This is a genomic window from Pseudonocardia kunmingensis (assembly GCF_006716445.1).
In the GTDB taxonomy this organism is placed as follows: Bacteria; Actinomycetota; Actinomycetes; order Mycobacteriales; family Pseudonocardiaceae; genus Pseudonocardia; species Pseudonocardia kunmingensis.
In genome coordinates this window covers 853,978-869,936 of the sequence record NZ_VFPA01000002.1, presented here as the reverse complement: position 1 = coordinate 869,936, position 15,959 = coordinate 853,978, and the positions used below count along the sequence as shown (strand labels likewise).

The 15,959-nt window shown below is 69.1% G+C and carries 15 protein-coding genes; 10 read left to right on the top strand and 5 right to left on the bottom strand.

Annotation, left to right across the window (positions count from 1 at the left end; genetic code table 11):
- Window positions 1–196: 196 nt before the first annotated feature.
- From FB558_RS19935 to FB558_RS19895, 9 genes are read left to right on the top strand one after another with little or no spacing between them, the layout of a single operon-like run.
- A complete protein-coding gene (locus FB558_RS19935) occupies window positions 197–850 on the top strand; it encodes an SRPBCC family protein (RefSeq protein WP_170231422.1) in 654 nt (217 codons plus the stop codon).
- Window positions 847–1,719 (top strand): FAD binding domain-containing protein, encoded by an 873-nt coding sequence (locus FB558_RS19930; RefSeq protein WP_142055642.1) that lies wholly within the window; start codon window positions 847–849, stop codon window positions 1,717–1,719. Before FB558_RS19935 ends, FB558_RS19930 begins: the two co-directional genes overlap by 4 nt.
- The gene (locus tag FB558_RS19925; RefSeq protein WP_142055640.1) at window positions 1,712–3,994 is read left to right on the top strand and encodes a xanthine dehydrogenase family protein molybdopterin-binding subunit; all 2,283 of its coding nucleotides are present in this window, start codon (window positions 1,712–1,714) and stop codon (window positions 3,992–3,994) included. Before FB558_RS19930 ends, FB558_RS19925 begins: the two co-directional genes overlap by 8 nt.
- Window positions 3,991–4,554, top strand: a complete 564-nt coding sequence (locus FB558_RS19920; RefSeq protein ID WP_142055638.1) for a (2Fe-2S)-binding protein — start codon at window positions 3,991–3,993, stop codon at window positions 4,552–4,554. Before FB558_RS19925 ends, FB558_RS19920 begins: the two co-directional genes overlap by 4 nt.
- Window positions 4,551–5,411: an ABC transporter ATP-binding protein gene (locus tag FB558_RS19915; protein ID WP_142055636.1), complete on the top strand. Its 861-nt coding sequence runs from the start codon at window positions 4,551–4,553 to the stop codon at window positions 5,409–5,411. Before FB558_RS19920 ends, FB558_RS19915 begins: the two co-directional genes overlap by 4 nt.
- Window positions 5,408–6,196, top strand: a complete 789-nt coding sequence (locus FB558_RS19910) for an ABC transporter permease (RefSeq protein WP_142055634.1) — start codon at window positions 5,408–5,410, stop codon at window positions 6,194–6,196. Before FB558_RS19915 ends, FB558_RS19910 begins: the two co-directional genes overlap by 4 nt.
- A 30-nt stretch (window positions 6,197–6,226) precedes the next feature.
- Entirely contained in the window at window positions 6,227–7,345 is a 1,119-nt protein-coding gene (locus tag FB558_RS19905; RefSeq protein ID WP_142055632.1) for an ABC transporter substrate-binding protein, read from the top strand.
- On the top strand, window positions 7,342–8,145 hold the full coding sequence (locus FB558_RS19900; protein WP_170231421.1) for an ABC transporter permease: 804 nt from the start codon (window positions 7,342–7,344) through the stop codon (window positions 8,143–8,145). Before FB558_RS19905 ends, FB558_RS19900 begins: the two co-directional genes overlap by 4 nt.
- The gene (locus FB558_RS19895) at window positions 8,121–8,858 is read left to right on the top strand and encodes a class II aldolase/adducin family protein (protein ID WP_342787420.1); all 738 of its coding nucleotides are present in this window, start codon (window positions 8,121–8,123) and stop codon (window positions 8,856–8,858) included. The genes FB558_RS19900 and FB558_RS19895 overlap by 25 nt, the downstream gene beginning before the upstream one ends.
- 1 nt (window position 8,859) lies before the next feature.
- Here FB558_RS19895 and FB558_RS19890 read toward each other — a convergent pair whose 3' ends face one another.
- Together FB558_RS19890 and FB558_RS19885 are read right to left on the bottom strand one after the other, a co-directional pair.
- Window positions 8,860–9,828 carry an aldo/keto reductase gene (locus FB558_RS19890; RefSeq protein WP_211366694.1) on the bottom strand — a complete coding sequence of 323 codons (969 nt, stop codon included), beginning with the start codon at window positions 9,826–9,828 and terminating at the stop codon, window positions 8,860–8,862.
- 688 nt (window positions 9,829–10,516) lie between these two features.
- Entirely contained in the window at window positions 10,517–11,611 is a 1,095-nt protein-coding gene (locus FB558_RS19885) for an alpha/beta hydrolase (RefSeq protein ID WP_142055624.1), read from the bottom strand.
- A gap of 389 nt (window positions 11,612–12,000) precedes the next feature.
- Between FB558_RS19885 and FB558_RS19880 the strand changes: the two genes are divergently transcribed.
- The gene (locus tag FB558_RS19880) at window positions 12,001–12,957 is read left to right on the top strand and encodes a LysR family transcriptional regulator (protein WP_170231420.1); all 957 of its coding nucleotides are present in this window, start codon (window positions 12,001–12,003) and stop codon (window positions 12,955–12,957) included.
- A 594-nt stretch (window positions 12,958–13,551) separates the two neighbouring features.
- Here FB558_RS19880 and FB558_RS19875 read toward each other — a convergent pair.
- From FB558_RS19875 to FB558_RS19865, 3 genes are all read right to left on the bottom strand, one after another.
- The gene (locus FB558_RS19875; RefSeq protein ID WP_142055620.1) at window positions 13,552–13,770 is read right to left on the bottom strand and encodes a hypothetical protein; all 219 of its coding nucleotides are present in this window, start codon (window positions 13,768–13,770) and stop codon (window positions 13,552–13,554) included.
- Between the two features lie 193 nt (window positions 13,771–13,963).
- Window positions 13,964–15,223, bottom strand: coding sequence for a sensor histidine kinase (locus FB558_RS19870; protein WP_246106623.1), 1,260 nt, complete (start codon window positions 15,221–15,223; stop codon window positions 13,964–13,966).
- Between the two features lie 5 nt (window positions 15,224–15,228).
- Window positions 15,229–15,924, bottom strand: coding sequence for a response regulator transcription factor (locus FB558_RS19865; RefSeq protein ID WP_142056579.1), 696 nt, complete (start codon window positions 15,922–15,924; stop codon window positions 15,229–15,231).
- Between the last annotated feature and the right edge of the window lie 35 nt (window positions 15,925–15,959).

The window sequence follows — 15,959 nt, the reverse complement described above, 5'->3', positions numbered from 1 at the left end:
ATCGGGGCTTCCTGGATCCGGACATCGCAGGTACTGTTCGCCTCCAGCCAGATTGGTCAGTATTGGTCCAGATTGGAGAACCCTCGATGATGCTGGTCGGCTTCGATGACCCGGTACTGCGGGTCGGACTGCTCCACACCGAGCGCGCCTGGCTCGGGACGCTCCGCGGCAGGGTCGGCACGGATCGGCTGGCGGCGTGATCATCGAGCACGAGTTCGTCGTCGCCGCCCCACGCGAGGCGGTGGCCGCGTTCTTCACCGACATCGACCGCGTCGGATCCTGCGTCCCCGGCCTGGAGGACGTCGTCCGGCTCGAACCCGACCACTACGGCGCACTACTCGCGGTACGGATGGGCCCGATACGAGCCGCGTTCAGCGGAACCTTGCACCTCGACGCCGGAGCAGCGCCCGCACGGCTGACCGCGATGGGTGAGGGACGGGACCGCGCCACCGGGAGTGTGGCGACGGTTCGGTTCACCGCCGACCTCGTCGAGCACGAACCGGGCCGGACGCGGGTCACCGCGAGCGCGGATGTCGCGCTGCGAGGCCGGATGGCGCAGTACGGAACAGGAGTCGTGCGTGCCGCCGCCGGAGAGCTCGTACGGGAGTTCGCTGCGTGCACGAACGCGTCACTCACCGGATCCACGGACGTCGGGACCCCGCAGGAGGCCGGGTCGCCCCAGCGGGGCAGCGCCTCGACGAGGGTCCCGGCAGCCGCGCCGGCCGCGGCCCGTCGCCCAACGGGTCTGCTCACGCTGCTGTTGCGCGGCATGGTGCGCTCGGCGCGGCGACGGCTCACCGCCGCGGTCACCGCTGTACGCAGTGTCGGATCGCGAGGGGGACGGCGATGAGCCCGGCCGTCGCCCAGCCCGCGAGCACCGTCGAGGCCTGCGCGCTGCTCGCCGCGGACCCGTGGGGCGCCAAGGCCATCGCAGGGGGTACCGCCGTCGTGCTGATGATGCGCCAGGGCCTGATCTCCCCCGACGCGCTGGTGGCACTGTGGCAGATCCCGGGGTTGGACACGATCACGAGGAACGACGGCGTCCTGCGGATCGGCGCGAGCACCACCCTCGCCGCCGTGGCGGCGTCCCCGCTGGTGCGGGAGAACGCGCCCAGCCTCGCGCACGCCTGCTCGGTGGTCGGGAACCCGCGGATCCGCAACGTGGCGACTCTGGGCGGGAACCTCGCCGAGGCCGATTACGCCTCCGATCCGCCGGCGACCCTGGCCTCGCTCGGCGCGCGCTGCTGCGTCGTCGGGCCTGCGGGCGAGCGGCTGATACCCGTGCGTGAGCTCATCACCGGGTTCTACGAAACCGCGCTCGACCACGCCGAGCTCATCACGCACGTCGAGGTACCGCTGCCGGCCCGGGGACGCCGGGCCGCATACGTCAAATACCGCTCGCGCTCGTCGGAGGACCGGCCGTGCGTCGGAGTGGCGGCCCGGGTGGACGTGGCTGCCGGCCGGATCACCGAGCTCGACGTCGTCGTGGCTGCGGTCGCGCCGACCCTGCAGCGCGTTCCCGCGGTGCTGGAGTCCGCAGCGGGCGAGGCGCTGGACCGTGGTCTCGCCGACCGGGTCGCCCGCGCCTACGCCGCGGCCGTCGAGCCGCTCGACGACGCCCGCGGATCGGCCTGGTACCGGCGACGGATGGTCGGGGTCTTCGTCCGACGCGCGCTCGAGCGGCTCGCGTCCGAGCAGCAGGGAGCCGAGCGTGGCTGAGCACGGGGGCAGGGACGCGCGGATGCGCGACGCCGAAGCGCGTGTGGTGGGGACGGTGGAGTTCGTACTCGACGTCCGCGTCGAGGGCATGGTGCACGCGCAGGCCGTGCGCAGCCCGTACCCGCACGCCGTGATCCGGGCCGTCCGCACTGACGACGCGCTCAAGGTGCCCGGCGTCCTGCACGTGCTCACCGGGGCGGAGCTCGAGGCCGACCCGTCGGTCGACCCGTACTTCGGCAGCCCTCGTCCCGACCAGCCCGTGGTCGCGATCGGGAAGGCGCGATACGCGGGCGACCCGGTGGCGATCGTGATCGCCGAGACGACGGCGGCGGCTGCTGAGGCCGTCCCGCTCGTGGACGTCGAGTACAGCGAGCTTCCCTACGTCGTCGATGCGCTGGACGCGGCCCGTCCGGGCGCGCCGGTTCTGCACGAGGCCTGGCCGGACAACAACTGTGGATCATGGCGGCTGCGCCACGGCGACTGCGACCGCGCCATGGCCGAGGCCGATCGGGTCTACTCCGGCACCTATCACTCCCCCTCGGCCAGCCACGTCCCGATGGAGCCGATGGTCTGCCTCGCGCAGTGGCACGGCGACCGACTCGACGTGCAGACCTCGGCACAGGCGCCGCACGCCGTGCGCGAGGCACTGGAACGGATGTTCGGGCTGGCCGAGGGTGCCGTCCGGGTCCGGACGCTGAACCTCGGCGGCGCGTACGGCGCGAAGACGCAGGTGAAGATCGAGCCGATGGTGGCGTGCGCCGCCCGTGCCGTGGGCCGTCCGGTGCGGATGGAGCTGGCCCGCGACGAGATGTTCCAGACGACGGCGAAGCATGCAGCCACCGTGCAGCTCAGCACCGGCGTGCGGCACGACGGCACCATCGTCGCCCGCAGGGTGTCGGTCGCCTACAACGCCGGCGCGTATGCGCTGAGCAGTCCGGGCGCCTCCGGACAGGGGCTCACCCGCGCGAACGGGCCGTACACCATCCCGAACGTCTCCATCGACTGCGTCGCCACCTACACCAACACCGTGCCGACCTGCCCCTTTCGGGGGGCGATGACCTCGCAACTCGCATTCGCATACGAGTCGCAACTCGACGAGATCGCCGCCGACCTCGGCATGGACCCGCTCGCGCTGCGTCGCAAGAACCTGCTGCGCGACGGCGACGTCTACCCGACCGGCGAGCAGATGCACGACCTGCACTACGACGCCGTTCTCGACGACCTCGAGCACGCGATCGGCTGGGACAGACCGCCGGAGGCGGCACCGCCCGGCAAGGCACGCGGCAAGGGCCTCGCGATCATGTTGAAGAACACGCTCACGCCGAGCCGGTCGCAAGCGCGGTTGCGCCTGCGCGCGGACGGGAGGGTGGACGTCCATTCCAGCAGCGTCGAGATGGGCCAGGGCGCCTCCGCCACCGTCCTGCAGCTCGCCGCCGACCACCTGGGCATCAGCGCCGACCGGCTCGTGCGCGGTTTCCCGGACACCGACGTCACCCCCTACGACACCACCACCAGCTCGAGCCGAACCACTTACGCGATGGGCCTCGCGCTCCAGCGGGCGGCCACCGATCTGAAGGCGCACCTGCGCACGCTCGCGGCCCGCCACTGGCACGTCGACCCACAGGACGTCACGGTCGGCGGCGGAAGCGTCGCGCGGCGGCAGGAACCTGGCGCCGACATGGCCTGGGAGGAGCTGCTGAGCGCCGCCGACCTGGCCGAGCTGGTCGGCGAAGGCACCTTCGCCGCTGACTTCGGCCTGCTGCTCATGGACGACCCGCACGACGTCCACGGCCCGGTGACCGTGCACTGGCACCAGGGCGGGGCGGCCGCCGAGGTCGAGGTCGACCTGGAGACCGGGCGCATCGAGGTGCTGCGTATGCACGCCAACTGCTATGCCGGGCGGGTCGTGAGCCCGCATCGGGTCCGCCAACAGAACCAGGGCTGTGCCGTCTTCGGGCTCGGCCCGACGTTGTTCGAGGAGCTGCTCTACCAGGACGGGACCGTCAGCAACCCGAACCTGTCGGACTACATGATCCCGTCGATCCTCGACGTCCCAGAGGTGATCACCAGCTCCGCACTGGAGTCCGACGATCCACGAGCCGAGCTCCACGGAGTAGGGGAGATGGCACTGCCCGCGGTGTCGCCTGCGGTGGCGAACGCCGTGTTCGCCGCCACCGGGATCCGCCTCACCGAGCTGCCACTCGGCCCCGAGAGCGTGCTGCGCGCCCTCGACGAGCGGCGCCGCAACGACGACCAGGAAGGAACGACGCGATGACCCCGGACTTCACCGGCGGCAGCGTCCCCGACAGCGACGGCACCGACAGTCGCGTCACTGTCTCGGCCCGTGTCGACGGCGTCATGCGCAGCGTGAGCGTCGAACCCCGCGCCACGGTCCTGCAGGTCCTGCGCGACGACCTGGGGATCACCAGCGTCCGCGGCACCTGCGGCATCGGCGTCTGCGGCAGCTGCACCGTGCTCGTCGACGGCAAGGTGGCCAGCTCCTGCCTCCTGCTCGCGGCCCAGGTCGACGGCCGGGACGTGACGACATGCGAGGGGTTGCGCCTGCCCTCCGGCGAGTTGTCCACGGTGCAACAGGCGTTTCTGGACCGCGGCGCCTACCAGTGCTCGTTCTGCATCCCGGCGATGGTGCTCACGGTCCACGCAGCGTTGCAAGACCCGGAGGCGGGATGCGACCGCGCCGCCGTCCGCGAGTATCTCGCCGGCAACCTGTGCCGCTGCGGCACGTACCCCACCGTCCTCGATGCCGTCGCCGACCTGATGGGCGACGGCATCGGCAACCGGGCCGAGGACCGATCACGCGGAGGGACCGCATGAGCAGCCGCACGAACACGGGTAGCGAGAGCGCCGGCGTTGCCAGCGCCGACTCCGAGCCCAAGATCCGCCTCGACAACATCCGGAAGACCTTCCGGTGGACCAGGCGCGGTACGCAGGAGGTGGTCCCCGCACTGGGCGGCGTCGACTTCGCCATCAGGCCGAATGAGTTCCTCTCCGTGATCGGGCCGAGCGGCTGTGGGAAGACGACACTTCTGAGGATCATCGCCGGGCTGTCCGCGCCCGATGCCGGGACGGTGTCGATCGACGGCCGCACGGTGAGCGCTCCCGGACCGGAGCGAGCCGTGGTGTTCCAGGCCTTCGGCCTCTTCCCGTGGAAGACCGTGCTCGACAACGTGACGTTCCCGCTGACGGTGCGGAAAGTGCCGCGGGCAGAGGCCACCGCCCGCGCCCGTGAGCAGCTGCGCCGCGTCGGTCTCGAGCGCTTCGAGACCAGCCACCCCCACCAGCTTTCCGGCGGGATGCAGCAGCGCGTCGGCCTCGCCCGCGCCCTCGTCACCGATCCGGAGATCCTCTTGATGGACGAGCCCTTCGGGGCCATCGACGCCCAGACCCGCGAGTACATGCAGGAAGAGCTCATGCGGATCTGGGCCGAGACGCGCAAGACGGTCGTGTTCATCACCCACGACCTCGACGAGGCGGTGCTGCTGGCCGACCGGATCCTCGTGCTCTCCCGCGGCCCGGGCACCGTGCGCCGGGTCGTCGACGTCGATCTGCCGCGCCCGCGATGGGAGTACGACGTTCGCGCCCATCCGACGTTCGCGGCCGTCCGAGCCGAGATCTGGCAGCTGTTGCGCGATGACCTTCGGGTGCAGACCGAGGAGGAGGTCCCCCGGTGACCGGTAGGTGGGCGCAGGCCAGGACGTGGGGAGGCGCGCGCGGAACGGCCGCCCGGTGGCACCTGCTCGCCGCGGTCATCGTCTTCGGCAGCTGGGAGGCCTACAGGCGGCTCGGCGACCCGTTGCTCCTTCCGCCCGTGTCCGCCGTGCTCGCCGGGCTCGTCGAGATCACCGCCGCCGGCGCGCTGCCCGCGGCGCTGCTGGAGAGCGTGCAACTGCTCGCCCTCGGTTTCGGGATCTCGCTCGCCGCGGGCACCGTGCTGGGCATCCTGATCGGCCGGTACGAGCTCGCCCACCGCGTATTCGGACCGTTCCTCAACGCGCTCTACGCCACTCCTGACATCGCACTGCTCCCCTTGGTTCTGCTGTGGTTCGGCTTCGGGATGCCGGGTCGCGTCGTGGTCGTGTTCCTCGCAGCGTTCTTCCCGATCATGATCAACACCTACGCCGGGGTCCGGGACGCCCCGCGCGACCTGCTCGAGGTGGCGGCGTCATTCGGCGTGCGCTCCGAACTCGGCAAGCTTCGCAAGGTGATCCTGCCCGCCGCGCTCCCGCTGATCATGGCCGGCTACCGCCTCGGCATCGGCCGGGCAGTCGTCGGGATGGCGGTCGCCGAAGTCTACCTGCGGTTGAGCGGAATCGGTGCGCTGATCGTCCAGTACGGCGCCGCATTGCGGACCGACCTGCTACTCGCGGCGATCCTGCCGCTCCCACTGCTCGGCATCGCGCTGACGAAGGTCTTCGAGCGCATCGAGAACCGCTTCCAGTACTGGCGCCATTCCTGATCCCGCACACCTGCTCGACGAGGAGCTGACATGTCCCTGTCCCCATCGGTGCGCCGGCTCGCCCTGCTGTGCACAGCAACCCTGCTCGCGACCGCCTGTGCCGGAGGCGGAGGCCAGCGGCCGGCGGTGCCCGCCGGCGGCGCCGCCGGCGGAGCGCTGCAGGCGTTCGACCAGAACGCCATCCCCGCCACCGGCGTCCAGGGAGGCCCGACGTTCGACCTGTCCGGCGTGCGGATCGTCGTGACCACGCCGGCGCCCGGTGCCATCAACATGGGCACCTTCTTCGCCTACAAGCGGCTCGAAGAGTGGGGAGCCGACGTCGAGATCGTGGTCATCACCACCACCAGCGGGGTGCAGACCCTCGTAGCAGGTGGCGCGGACATCGCCTCCCAGGGCACCGACGAGGTGATCCTCGGCGCCGCGGAGGGCGCGCGAATGGTCGCGATCGGAGCGCCCTACGCCGCGGTGGACTACGTCATGGTGGGCAGGCGAGACATCGCGGACGTCGCCGCGCTGCGCGGGCGAGTGGTGGGCATGTCCGGGCCGTCGGGGTTCGACGCTCTGCTCACCCGGCTCGCTCTCGAGCAGCACGGCATGGACTCGAACGGTGACGTCAACTTCGTGCAGATCGGCGGCAGCCCGGACCGTGCCGCGGCGCTGCTGTCCGGGCAGGTCGACGCTGCCACGATCTTCCTGGAGGACTGGGAGGAGCTCAGCCGCCGGACCGACCAGCTCGGGCTGATCCACTACATGGCCGAGACGGTGCCCGGCATCCCGTCGTCGGCGTTCTTCGCCCAGGAGAGCTACTGGGCGGAGAACCGGCAGGTCGGCGTCGCTCTGGCGTGCGCCAACCTGCAGGCAAACGCATGGATCAACGCCAGCGAGCACGGCTTCGTCGACTACGTGCTGCGCGTGGTCCCGGGCTCGACCGAGGAGGCCGCTCGTGCCATCTACCGCTCGGGCCGGGAAGTGGACATGTGGCCGACCGACCCCGAGCGCGTCTTCTCGGTAGCCGGGCTGGGCGGCCTCGTCGACGCGATGCTCCAGACCGGCGAGATCAGCTCACGGGTCGAGCCCGGGACGATCGCCGACACCAGCTTCTTGCGCGAAGCGGCCGACATGGGCTGTGGGCAGGCGGGATCGGCATGACGACGCCGCACCTGGCCCGCCAGGGATCTCTCACCTCGGCCGCGGGCCCACTCCTGCGCACCAGCCTCCCGCTGTTCGCGTTCGTCACGTTCCTCGGAATGTGGGAGGTCACGGGACGGCTCGTGGATCCTGTCCTCTTCGCCCCGCCCAGCCGCGTCGCAGAGGCCTTCGGCGAGCTCATCGCGGACGGGCGCCTGCAGGAGGCACTGCTGGTGACCCTGAACTCCCTGGTGCTCGGCTTCTTCCTCGCGCTGGCCAGCGGGCTCGCCATCGGCGTGCCGCTGGGGCTCTACCCCACGCTCGCCCGGGTCGTCGAGCCCTACATCGATGCCGTCTACGCAACACCACGGGTGGTGCTGGTCCCCCTGGTGATCCTCTGGTTCGGCGTCGGGTTCGAGGGCCGGCTGTTCATCATCTGGATCGGCGGCGTCGTGCCGATCATCATCAACACCGCCATCGGGGTCCGCAACGCCCGCCAAGACCTCGTCGAGGTGGCACGGTCCTTCGGCGCAAAGGACCCGCAGGTGGTGTGGCACGTGATCCTTCCAGGCGCCGTGCCCTACGTGATCGCCGGACTACGGATCGCCGCAGGTCGCCTGCTGCTGGGTGTGGTCATCGCCGAGATCTTCCTCGACCTCACCGGCATCGGTGGCCTGATCCAGACCGAGTCGCAGTACTTCCGCGCCGACAACATGCTGGCCGGGGTGATCGTCCTCGCGGTCATCGGGATCCTCATGATCGGGGCGTTCGACCTCGTGGAGCGCCGCGTGTCCGGATGGAAGCGTGCAGGTCAGGGATGAGCGACGATCCGCGGGAGCAGGTCCGGTTGGGCTGCCAGGTCCTCGACCTGCTCGGCCAGTCGGACCTGGTGTGGGGGCACGTCAGCGTGCGCGACCCAGGGGGGCGAGGCACCTGGATCAAAGCGCGAGGGCTCGGCTTCGATGAGGTCACTGCCTCCGACGTCGTGCTGGTCGACCGGGACGGGACGATCCTCGAAGGCGACGGCGGACTCCATCTGGAGTACCCGATCCACACCGAAGTCCTCGCCGCCCGCCCGGACGTCAGCGCGGTCGTCCACACGCACCCTCAGGCCGCGGTGGCATTCGGCGCGACCGATCTCGAGCTGCGCCCGATCGGCCACGAGGGCGCACTCTTCTCGCCGCCCGGCCCCCCGAGGTTCACCGGCACCTCAGATCTGATCAACACTTCCGAGCTGGGGGCCGCGGTGGCCGCGAGCCTCGGGAACCACAACGCGGTACTCCTGGTCAACCACGGCATCGTCACCGCCGGCCGCGACCTACCCGCCGCGGTCCTCGGCGCGGTCTTCCTGGAGAAGGCATGCCGACTTCAGCTCGACGCCGCAGCGACGGGTCGACCCCTTCGCTGGTCCACCGACGAGGAGGCCGTCGCCAAGCGGGAATCGTTCGGCGGGCCTGGGCAGATGGCGAGCGTGTGGCAGTACCTGTTGCGCAGGGTGCAGACGAGGGTCGAGGCCAGGACCCCAACGGTCTGAATCACGAAGGCCACCACGGGCTCCGCCGACGCGTTGCAGCCTGCGCACGGGAGATCAGTCCGTCGAACGTCTTTCCGGGATACCAAGGCATGCTTTCAAGCTGGTCGAAACCCGGGATCGATTCCATGTGACGCAGCATCTGATCTCGCATTCTCGCGTCGGGAAGTGGCCCGCGCATGGCGGCGACATTCTCCAGGAGATGGTCCGGGTTCGTCGTCGCAGGTAGCGCACAGGTGACCCCTGGATGCGAGACCACCCATTTCAGAAAGAACTCCGACCATGTCTGCATACCGAACTCCAAGGCAAAGTCCGGAAGCGGCCGATCCCCAACGAGACCGTGCAGGCGGGCCTTCTCGAGGGGCATGCACACGAGTACCCCGACTCCGTTGTCGGCCGCCGCAGGGAGGATGCGCTCCTCCGCCTGCCTGGTCGACATCGAATAGCGCACCTGGACGAAGTCCAGATCGCCGTTCTCGACCCAACGAGCCAGGGCGGGGTAGTACAGCAAATCATGATGAGTGGCACCGAGATATCTGATTCGCCCTTCCTGCTTCCACGCATGGAAGAGCGGGATGTGACAGTCGACGTTCACGAGGTTGTGACATTGTATTGCCTCGATCACCCCGTCGTCGGACAACAGTGTCGCGGAGTTCGCCAAGCTCTGGTCCGCGACGCTGTCATCCCATAGGTACCCGCCGGTCGCCCAGACCTTGTTGGTCACGAACATCTCGTTCCTGATATTCAGCTCGGACGCAATGGTCGCGACATTGCTCTCGGCCGCGCCGTACAGCGGCGAAGTGTCGACCACTCGCCCGCCGGCCTCCCAGTAGCGCCGCATGACTTCGCGGAGGTGGTCGAGGGGAGCCTCCGGAACGGTGTCGAACGTCATGAACGTGCCCAGACCGATGACGTTCACGCTCTCGCCGGTTCCGGGAATCTCCCGCCTGATCAGATCGCTCTGGGTTGACACTCCCGCTCCCGCCGCCACCGACGGCGCGGTGGTACAGGCCGGGAGAACGGCGGCTGCGGCGCCGAGACCAGCCGCGCCGAGAAACTGCCTCCGGGTAGCAGTCCACGACACGGCTCGATTCTTCTGTGACACAGATCGATTCCCTTTCATTCCTACAGAGTGCGCCTCAGGCACACGCGGACGAGCCGGCATCCGGCCGGCAACAACGACCGCGCTGCTCGCCAAGCCAGCATGCCGAACTGGCACGTCGAATGACCACACCCGTTCAGACCGGCGAGATACCCCCGGGGTATGTCGTTCGACCTACGTGTCGTGCGCTACGTCGTCCGTGGTCGCCGACGCCCGAGCTGTTCACCATGATGCGCGCGACGAGGACCCCTGACAGGCCACATCGAGGCAGGAGGGGATGGGACGCAAACTTCGCCGCCGCGCCGATGTCCCCCCGGCGCCGCCGCCTCGGGTGCGCCGCCGGGGTGGGAGAGCGGCTAGCTACGTGAGGCATGTTCCATCGATCATCGATCTCACCCGTGCGGAGAACAGATCCGGACGAACGAGCGACCGCCGCCGCCGCGAGGCTCTGCACACACAGCCGCAGCTCGCCATCGATTCCCGTCCTCGCCTCGCGGCCGTGCTCGATCGCGCGGTCGATCTGCATAGCCGGAGCTGACCGAGATGCCGCAACGGCCTGTCAGGCGAAGTTGGCCTGGAGGAAGGCTGCTGCTTCGTCGACGACCTGTTGAACATATCGGGGGTTGTCGTAGAGGTCGTTGTGCGTGGCACCCTCCACGAGGAGGAGCCGGCGCGGCCCGGTGAGACGGTCGTGCACAGCTTGGTGATCTTCAGGGAAGGTCGACACGTCCGCCGTGCCGACCGCCAGCATCCCGGCACGAGGGCCTACAAGATCCGCGGCATGGCGGGTGTCGCGAACGAGAATTGTCCGGAGCGACAGCGCAGTCGCCCGGTTCTCCCACTGCGGAACTGCACCGCGCGCAGAGCCATAATATTCGATCGCGATCGGGCTATCGAACAACACCGGCTGCTCCGCGGGAACACCTTCGACACGCACGATGGGAAGATAATCGAGCTCACCAGTGCGGTGGTAGCGCTCGAGGGCGGACGTCTGCGCGGCAAGCGCCGACGCATACGCATCCGGCGTGAACAGCTGCCGGATGCGCTGCGGATCGGTGAGGCCCGCAGCAATCGCCACGAACGCCTGCACCCGCGGATCGATCGCACACAGCCGCATCGCAAGGCCGCCCCCGATCGACACACCGAACGCGGCGATACGCTCGGGCAGGACCTGGTCGGTCAGCCCAGTCAGGTAGCTGACAGCGACCTGCAGATCGCTCAAACGATCTTCGTTGTCCTCATGCTGACGCGGCTCGCCACCGCTCTCACCGAACCTCCGCTGGTCGAAGGTGAGAGTCACGAAGCCCGCTCGAGCGAGGCCGTGGGCGTAACCGGTCTGAACCGACTGCTCCTTCACAGACGTCATCGCATTCGACAACAGCACCGCCGGCAGTGGACCGCCGGCCTCGGCAGGCACCCGCAAGTGCCCGACGAGCTCGACCCCGTCCGGCGCCCGGAAGACGACCCGACGCAGGGCCACACCATCCTCGGTGCCGAGGACGGAATCGCCACCCTCCGCTGGTTCCGTGCTCAGTTCCGGATTCGGTTGACTACTGCCGGCTGCACAGGCACCGCTGACGAGCGCCCCCGCCCCGACGACCGTGGTCACCTCCAGCAACCGACGCCTGCTGAACCCAAGCCCATCGCTCATCATCTACTTCTCCTCGCGTGAATACATGTGGGCCCGGATTGCTGCGGTGGTAGGCGAAGCTACGGGCATGGATCAGGTCAGCTTGAGCTTTTCGTGGCGCGGCGCATCTTGTGGCGGTCGGGAGCGGCGACATGTGGCGCATCCGCCTGACCCTTCCATCGTCGTTCCAGCGGATCTCACTGTCCCGTCGGCTTCCGGAGAGAAACAATGACAGCCTCGAAGCCGAACCGATAAGTCTGGGGGATGGATTCAAACTGCACCGGCGGCGACTCGACGTCCCGCCCAGGACGGCCCGGTGCAGCCCGGCTGACCGCCCCCCCGGCTCGACCAGCCTGCCGGAGCAACCACGGCGCCAACCACACCCGTTGGGATCTGCGAGATACCCTTCAGGTATGTCCATCGACCTACGGGTCATGCGTTACGTCATCGCGGTCGCCGACACCGGCAGCTTTGAGGCCGCCGCGGAGCGGTTGCACATGACGCAGCCACCGCTGAGCCGTCAGATCCGTGATCTTGAGCGACAGCTCGGCGTGAAGCTCTTCGAGCGTCGCCCCACCCGGCCTACTGAGGCGGGCCGGATGTTCGTCGCGTCCGCACGAGAAGTCGTGGCCGCGGCGGACCGGACAGTGGAGAGCACTCGCAGAGCCGGACGTGGCGAGGCCGCTGTCGTGCGCGTCGGCTACACAGCGACAGCCGCTTTCGAGGAAATGCCGAAACTGTTTGCAGCCATGAGGGACGAGCATCCTGAAATTCAGATCCATGCCAGGGAGGAGTGGGATGCGGACATTACCTCGGCCCTGGATGCCGGCGAACTCGATGTCGTCGTCGGCCGATACGTTCCCACACCGCCGAACTGGCTCCGTCTAACACTTCGGCATGACCGATTTACCGTTGCAGTAGAAGCCAATCACCGCCTTGCCCGTAACCGCATTGTCTCCTTCCGCGACCTGCGCGGAGAAAAGATGCGCTTTTTTCCTCGCAAGTTTGCACCGCACTACTATGATGCCGTCCTCGCCGCAGTCGGCAGCGCTAGCGAGACATTCGAGCTGTGGGAGAACCCGCTACCTGGCTTACGAAATCTGAGCTTCCACTTGCAGAACGATGGATTTATGCTCCTTCCGCGCTCGTTGTCGAGCCACCTACCGAGCACAATCGCATGCGTTCAGCTCGACCGAGATCTGCCAGTCAACCTGGAGATCGCCTGGCAGCAACCGGCAGATCCGGCGGTTCGCGCACTGGTCAGGACGGCATGTCAATTGGCTGCCGCGGAGGGCTGGACGGGCCGCCCCCCACCCCGCCACGGTGGCACATCGAGTGGCTCCATACAGAACCCGCGAACGAATGAGTGAATATTCCGCGCTTCGGCCGCATCTACGTGAGCGAGTTGAAGTGATCACCCACGGGAGATTCTGGGCTAATAGACTCCATTCGGCAGCGATACGACGATGCCCTGACTCGTGGGTTCGTGTCCGCCGCAGGATCTGCGGCTGCGAGATCGTTCAGCTCACCAGTTGGCCTCCAGGACCGCAGTCCAAAACGGCACCTCGCCTTTCTGCCGGAGCACCACCATCGCCTGGCCCAGACGCGCTCGCCCAGCTCGAAGCAAAGATGATCTTCACTGGTGTCGAACCCGGCGACTCGTCGTCCAGGATCGCGCGCAGCTCCTGGCGGTCGCCGGTGTGCTGCGGGTAGCCCGCGCCACCCGGCAGGTGGAAGACCCGCTCGTGCTCTTGCAGGCGGTACCACCAGTCGGCATCCACCGGCCCGCCGCCAGGTGACCGGCGAGCTCGTCCGGCATCCGGTGCGACAGCACATCGAGCGGCGCGGACAACGCGGCGAGCGCAACCGGCCCACCACCCCCGCTTCCGCTCCTCGGCTCGCGCCATCCGGCACCCGGGCCGAGGGCGTGACCGGGCACGCTCATCACCGCAACCGTGACGTCGTCACGGCCGCCTGCCGCCCGGGCGGTCTGCGCGAGCCGACTGGCGGCCTCGGCCGGGTCGGAGCAGGCGCCGGCGGACAAGCTTCCCCGCCAGGGCATCCGGGGTCGGCGGGTAGCCCCGCAGGCCGTCGGTGACCAGCACCAGCAGGCCCGGCGGGCCAGGGCGGAGCGTGGTGATCGTGGGGTCGGGCCGGAAGTCGCTCGCCGCCCAGCGGGTCATGACCCACCGTCGGTGATTTCGCCGCCCCGCGAGTGGTCGGTGGCCGGCTGCGCACCGTCCTGCCTCCGGTCGGGTGGGAGGAAGTAGGCCCGCGGCACCGACGTGGCTGATCGTGACCGTGCCGTCGGCGGTCTGGTGGGCGGCGAGGTAGGCCACCGCCGCATGCGCGCAGCGACCGGACCAACATCGCGGCTCACTGCTCCCGCCCGGCAGTGCGGGCGCTGACCTGAACTTCCGCGGATCCGAGCGGGTTGACGGTCGGCGGGCGCGGATCCCGGGCACGGGCGGGCGCCGCGCGTAGCGGTAGCCAGAGCACGAACGTGGAGCCCTCCTCGGGCGCGCTGTGCACCGCGATCGAGCCGCCGTGGCTCTCCACTACCTGCCGGACGATGGCGAGGCCGAGGCCTGTGCCGCGGTCGCGGCGGCGGGTACCTTCCGGGCCGCGCCAGAAGCGGTCGAAGACCCGCTCCTGGTGCTCTGCTGCGATCCCGGGCCCGTAGTCGCGCACTGCGAGCCACGCCCACCCCGCGCGACGCCCGGTGGCGAGCGTGATCGCGGCTCCCGGCGGAGAGACGCGCAGCGCGTTGGACAGGAGGTTGTCTGCGGCGCGGCGCAGTGACTCGGCGTCGCCGATCAGGACGAGGCAGGGCTCGAGGCGCCGCTCGAGCCGGTGTCCGTCGGTGTCGGCGAGCAGGGCGAACACCTCGGCGGCCTCGCCGGCGACCTCGGTGAGGTCCACATCGGTGTCGGTGAAGGCGGGTGCAGCCCGCCGCGCGGCGGCGAGCAGGTCCTCGATCAAACTGCCCATCCGCCGGGTGGCCCGCGCCGTCACCGCGCTCGCTTGCCTGCGCTCGTCGGCGTCGATGTCGTCGCGAGAGAGCACGGCGTCGAGGTTGATCTGGATGATGGCCAGGGGGTTGCGCAGCTCGTGTGAGGCGTCGTCGATCATCTGCCGCTGCGCAACGAATGCCCGGTCCAACCGGGCCAGCATGTCGTCCACGGTGTCGGCAAGGTCCCGAAGCTCATCGCGCGGTCCGTCCAGGCCGATCCGCCGGGACAGGTCGGTGGCGGTGATCTCCCGGGCCGCCGCCGTGACCCGTTGCACCGGCCGCAATGCCCGCCCGGAGAGCCACCAACCAACTGCGAAGCTCGCTACGAGCAGCCCGCCGAGCACGACCACGGAGGCGGTATGCAGCACCTGGAGGGTCTGGTAGTTCACCGCCTGCTGCACGCTCGCGAGGTCTGCAGCCTGGAACTCCTCTCCCTCCTTCAGCTCCAGCCGCCCGTTCACTTCCTTCACCTTCTGCACCGTGACCGGGCTCAGCGGCGCGGCATCGACGATCTGCGACACCGTGAGGTAGACCGCGACCAGCACCAGCGTCGCCAGTGTGAACAGCACCAGCGATGACGTGGCGGCCAGCCGGAAACGGATCGTCTGGGACCAGCTCGGCATGCGCATCACGACACCTCACGGAGCCGGTAGCCGCGTCCGATCACTGTCTCGATCAAGGGAGGCTCCTCACCGGCACGGGTGATCTTGCGGCGCAACGTCCCGACCGTGACCCGTACAGTCTGGGTGAACGGGTCAGTGTTCTCGTCCCAGACGTGCTCGAGCAGCTCCTCGGCCGACACCACGTGCCCGGGGCGGTGCATCAGGTATCGCAGCACTGCGAATTCCTTGCGGGTGAGCGACAGGTCCTGGTCGCCGCGGCTGGCAGTGCTGCGGCCGTCGTCGAGGGACAGCGCGCCCACGGTGAGCACCGCCGTGCCCCCTCCGTTGTCGCGGCGCAGCAGCGCCCTCGTCCTGGCCAGCAGTTCGGCCAACGCGAACGGCTTCACCAGGTAGTCGTCGGCGCCCTCGTCGAGCCCGCGTACGCGGTCGGTGAGCTCGCCGCGCGCGGTGAGCATGAGGATCCGTAGATCACGACCGCTTGGCCCGCCGATGCTGCCGTCACGCACACCGCGGCAGATGTCGAAGCCATCCACGTCGGGCAGGTTGATGTCGAGCACGAGCAGGTCGTAGGCGGTCAGTTCCAGCTTGGCCGACGCGTCGGCGCCGGTGAGAGCGACGTCGACGGCGTAACCCGCGCGGCCGAGCCCCACCTTCAGCGCGTTCGCCAGGTCGTGCGCGTCCTCGACCACCAGAAACCGCATGAACTTGAACGTAGCGACAGCGCCGTCAGCCCGGT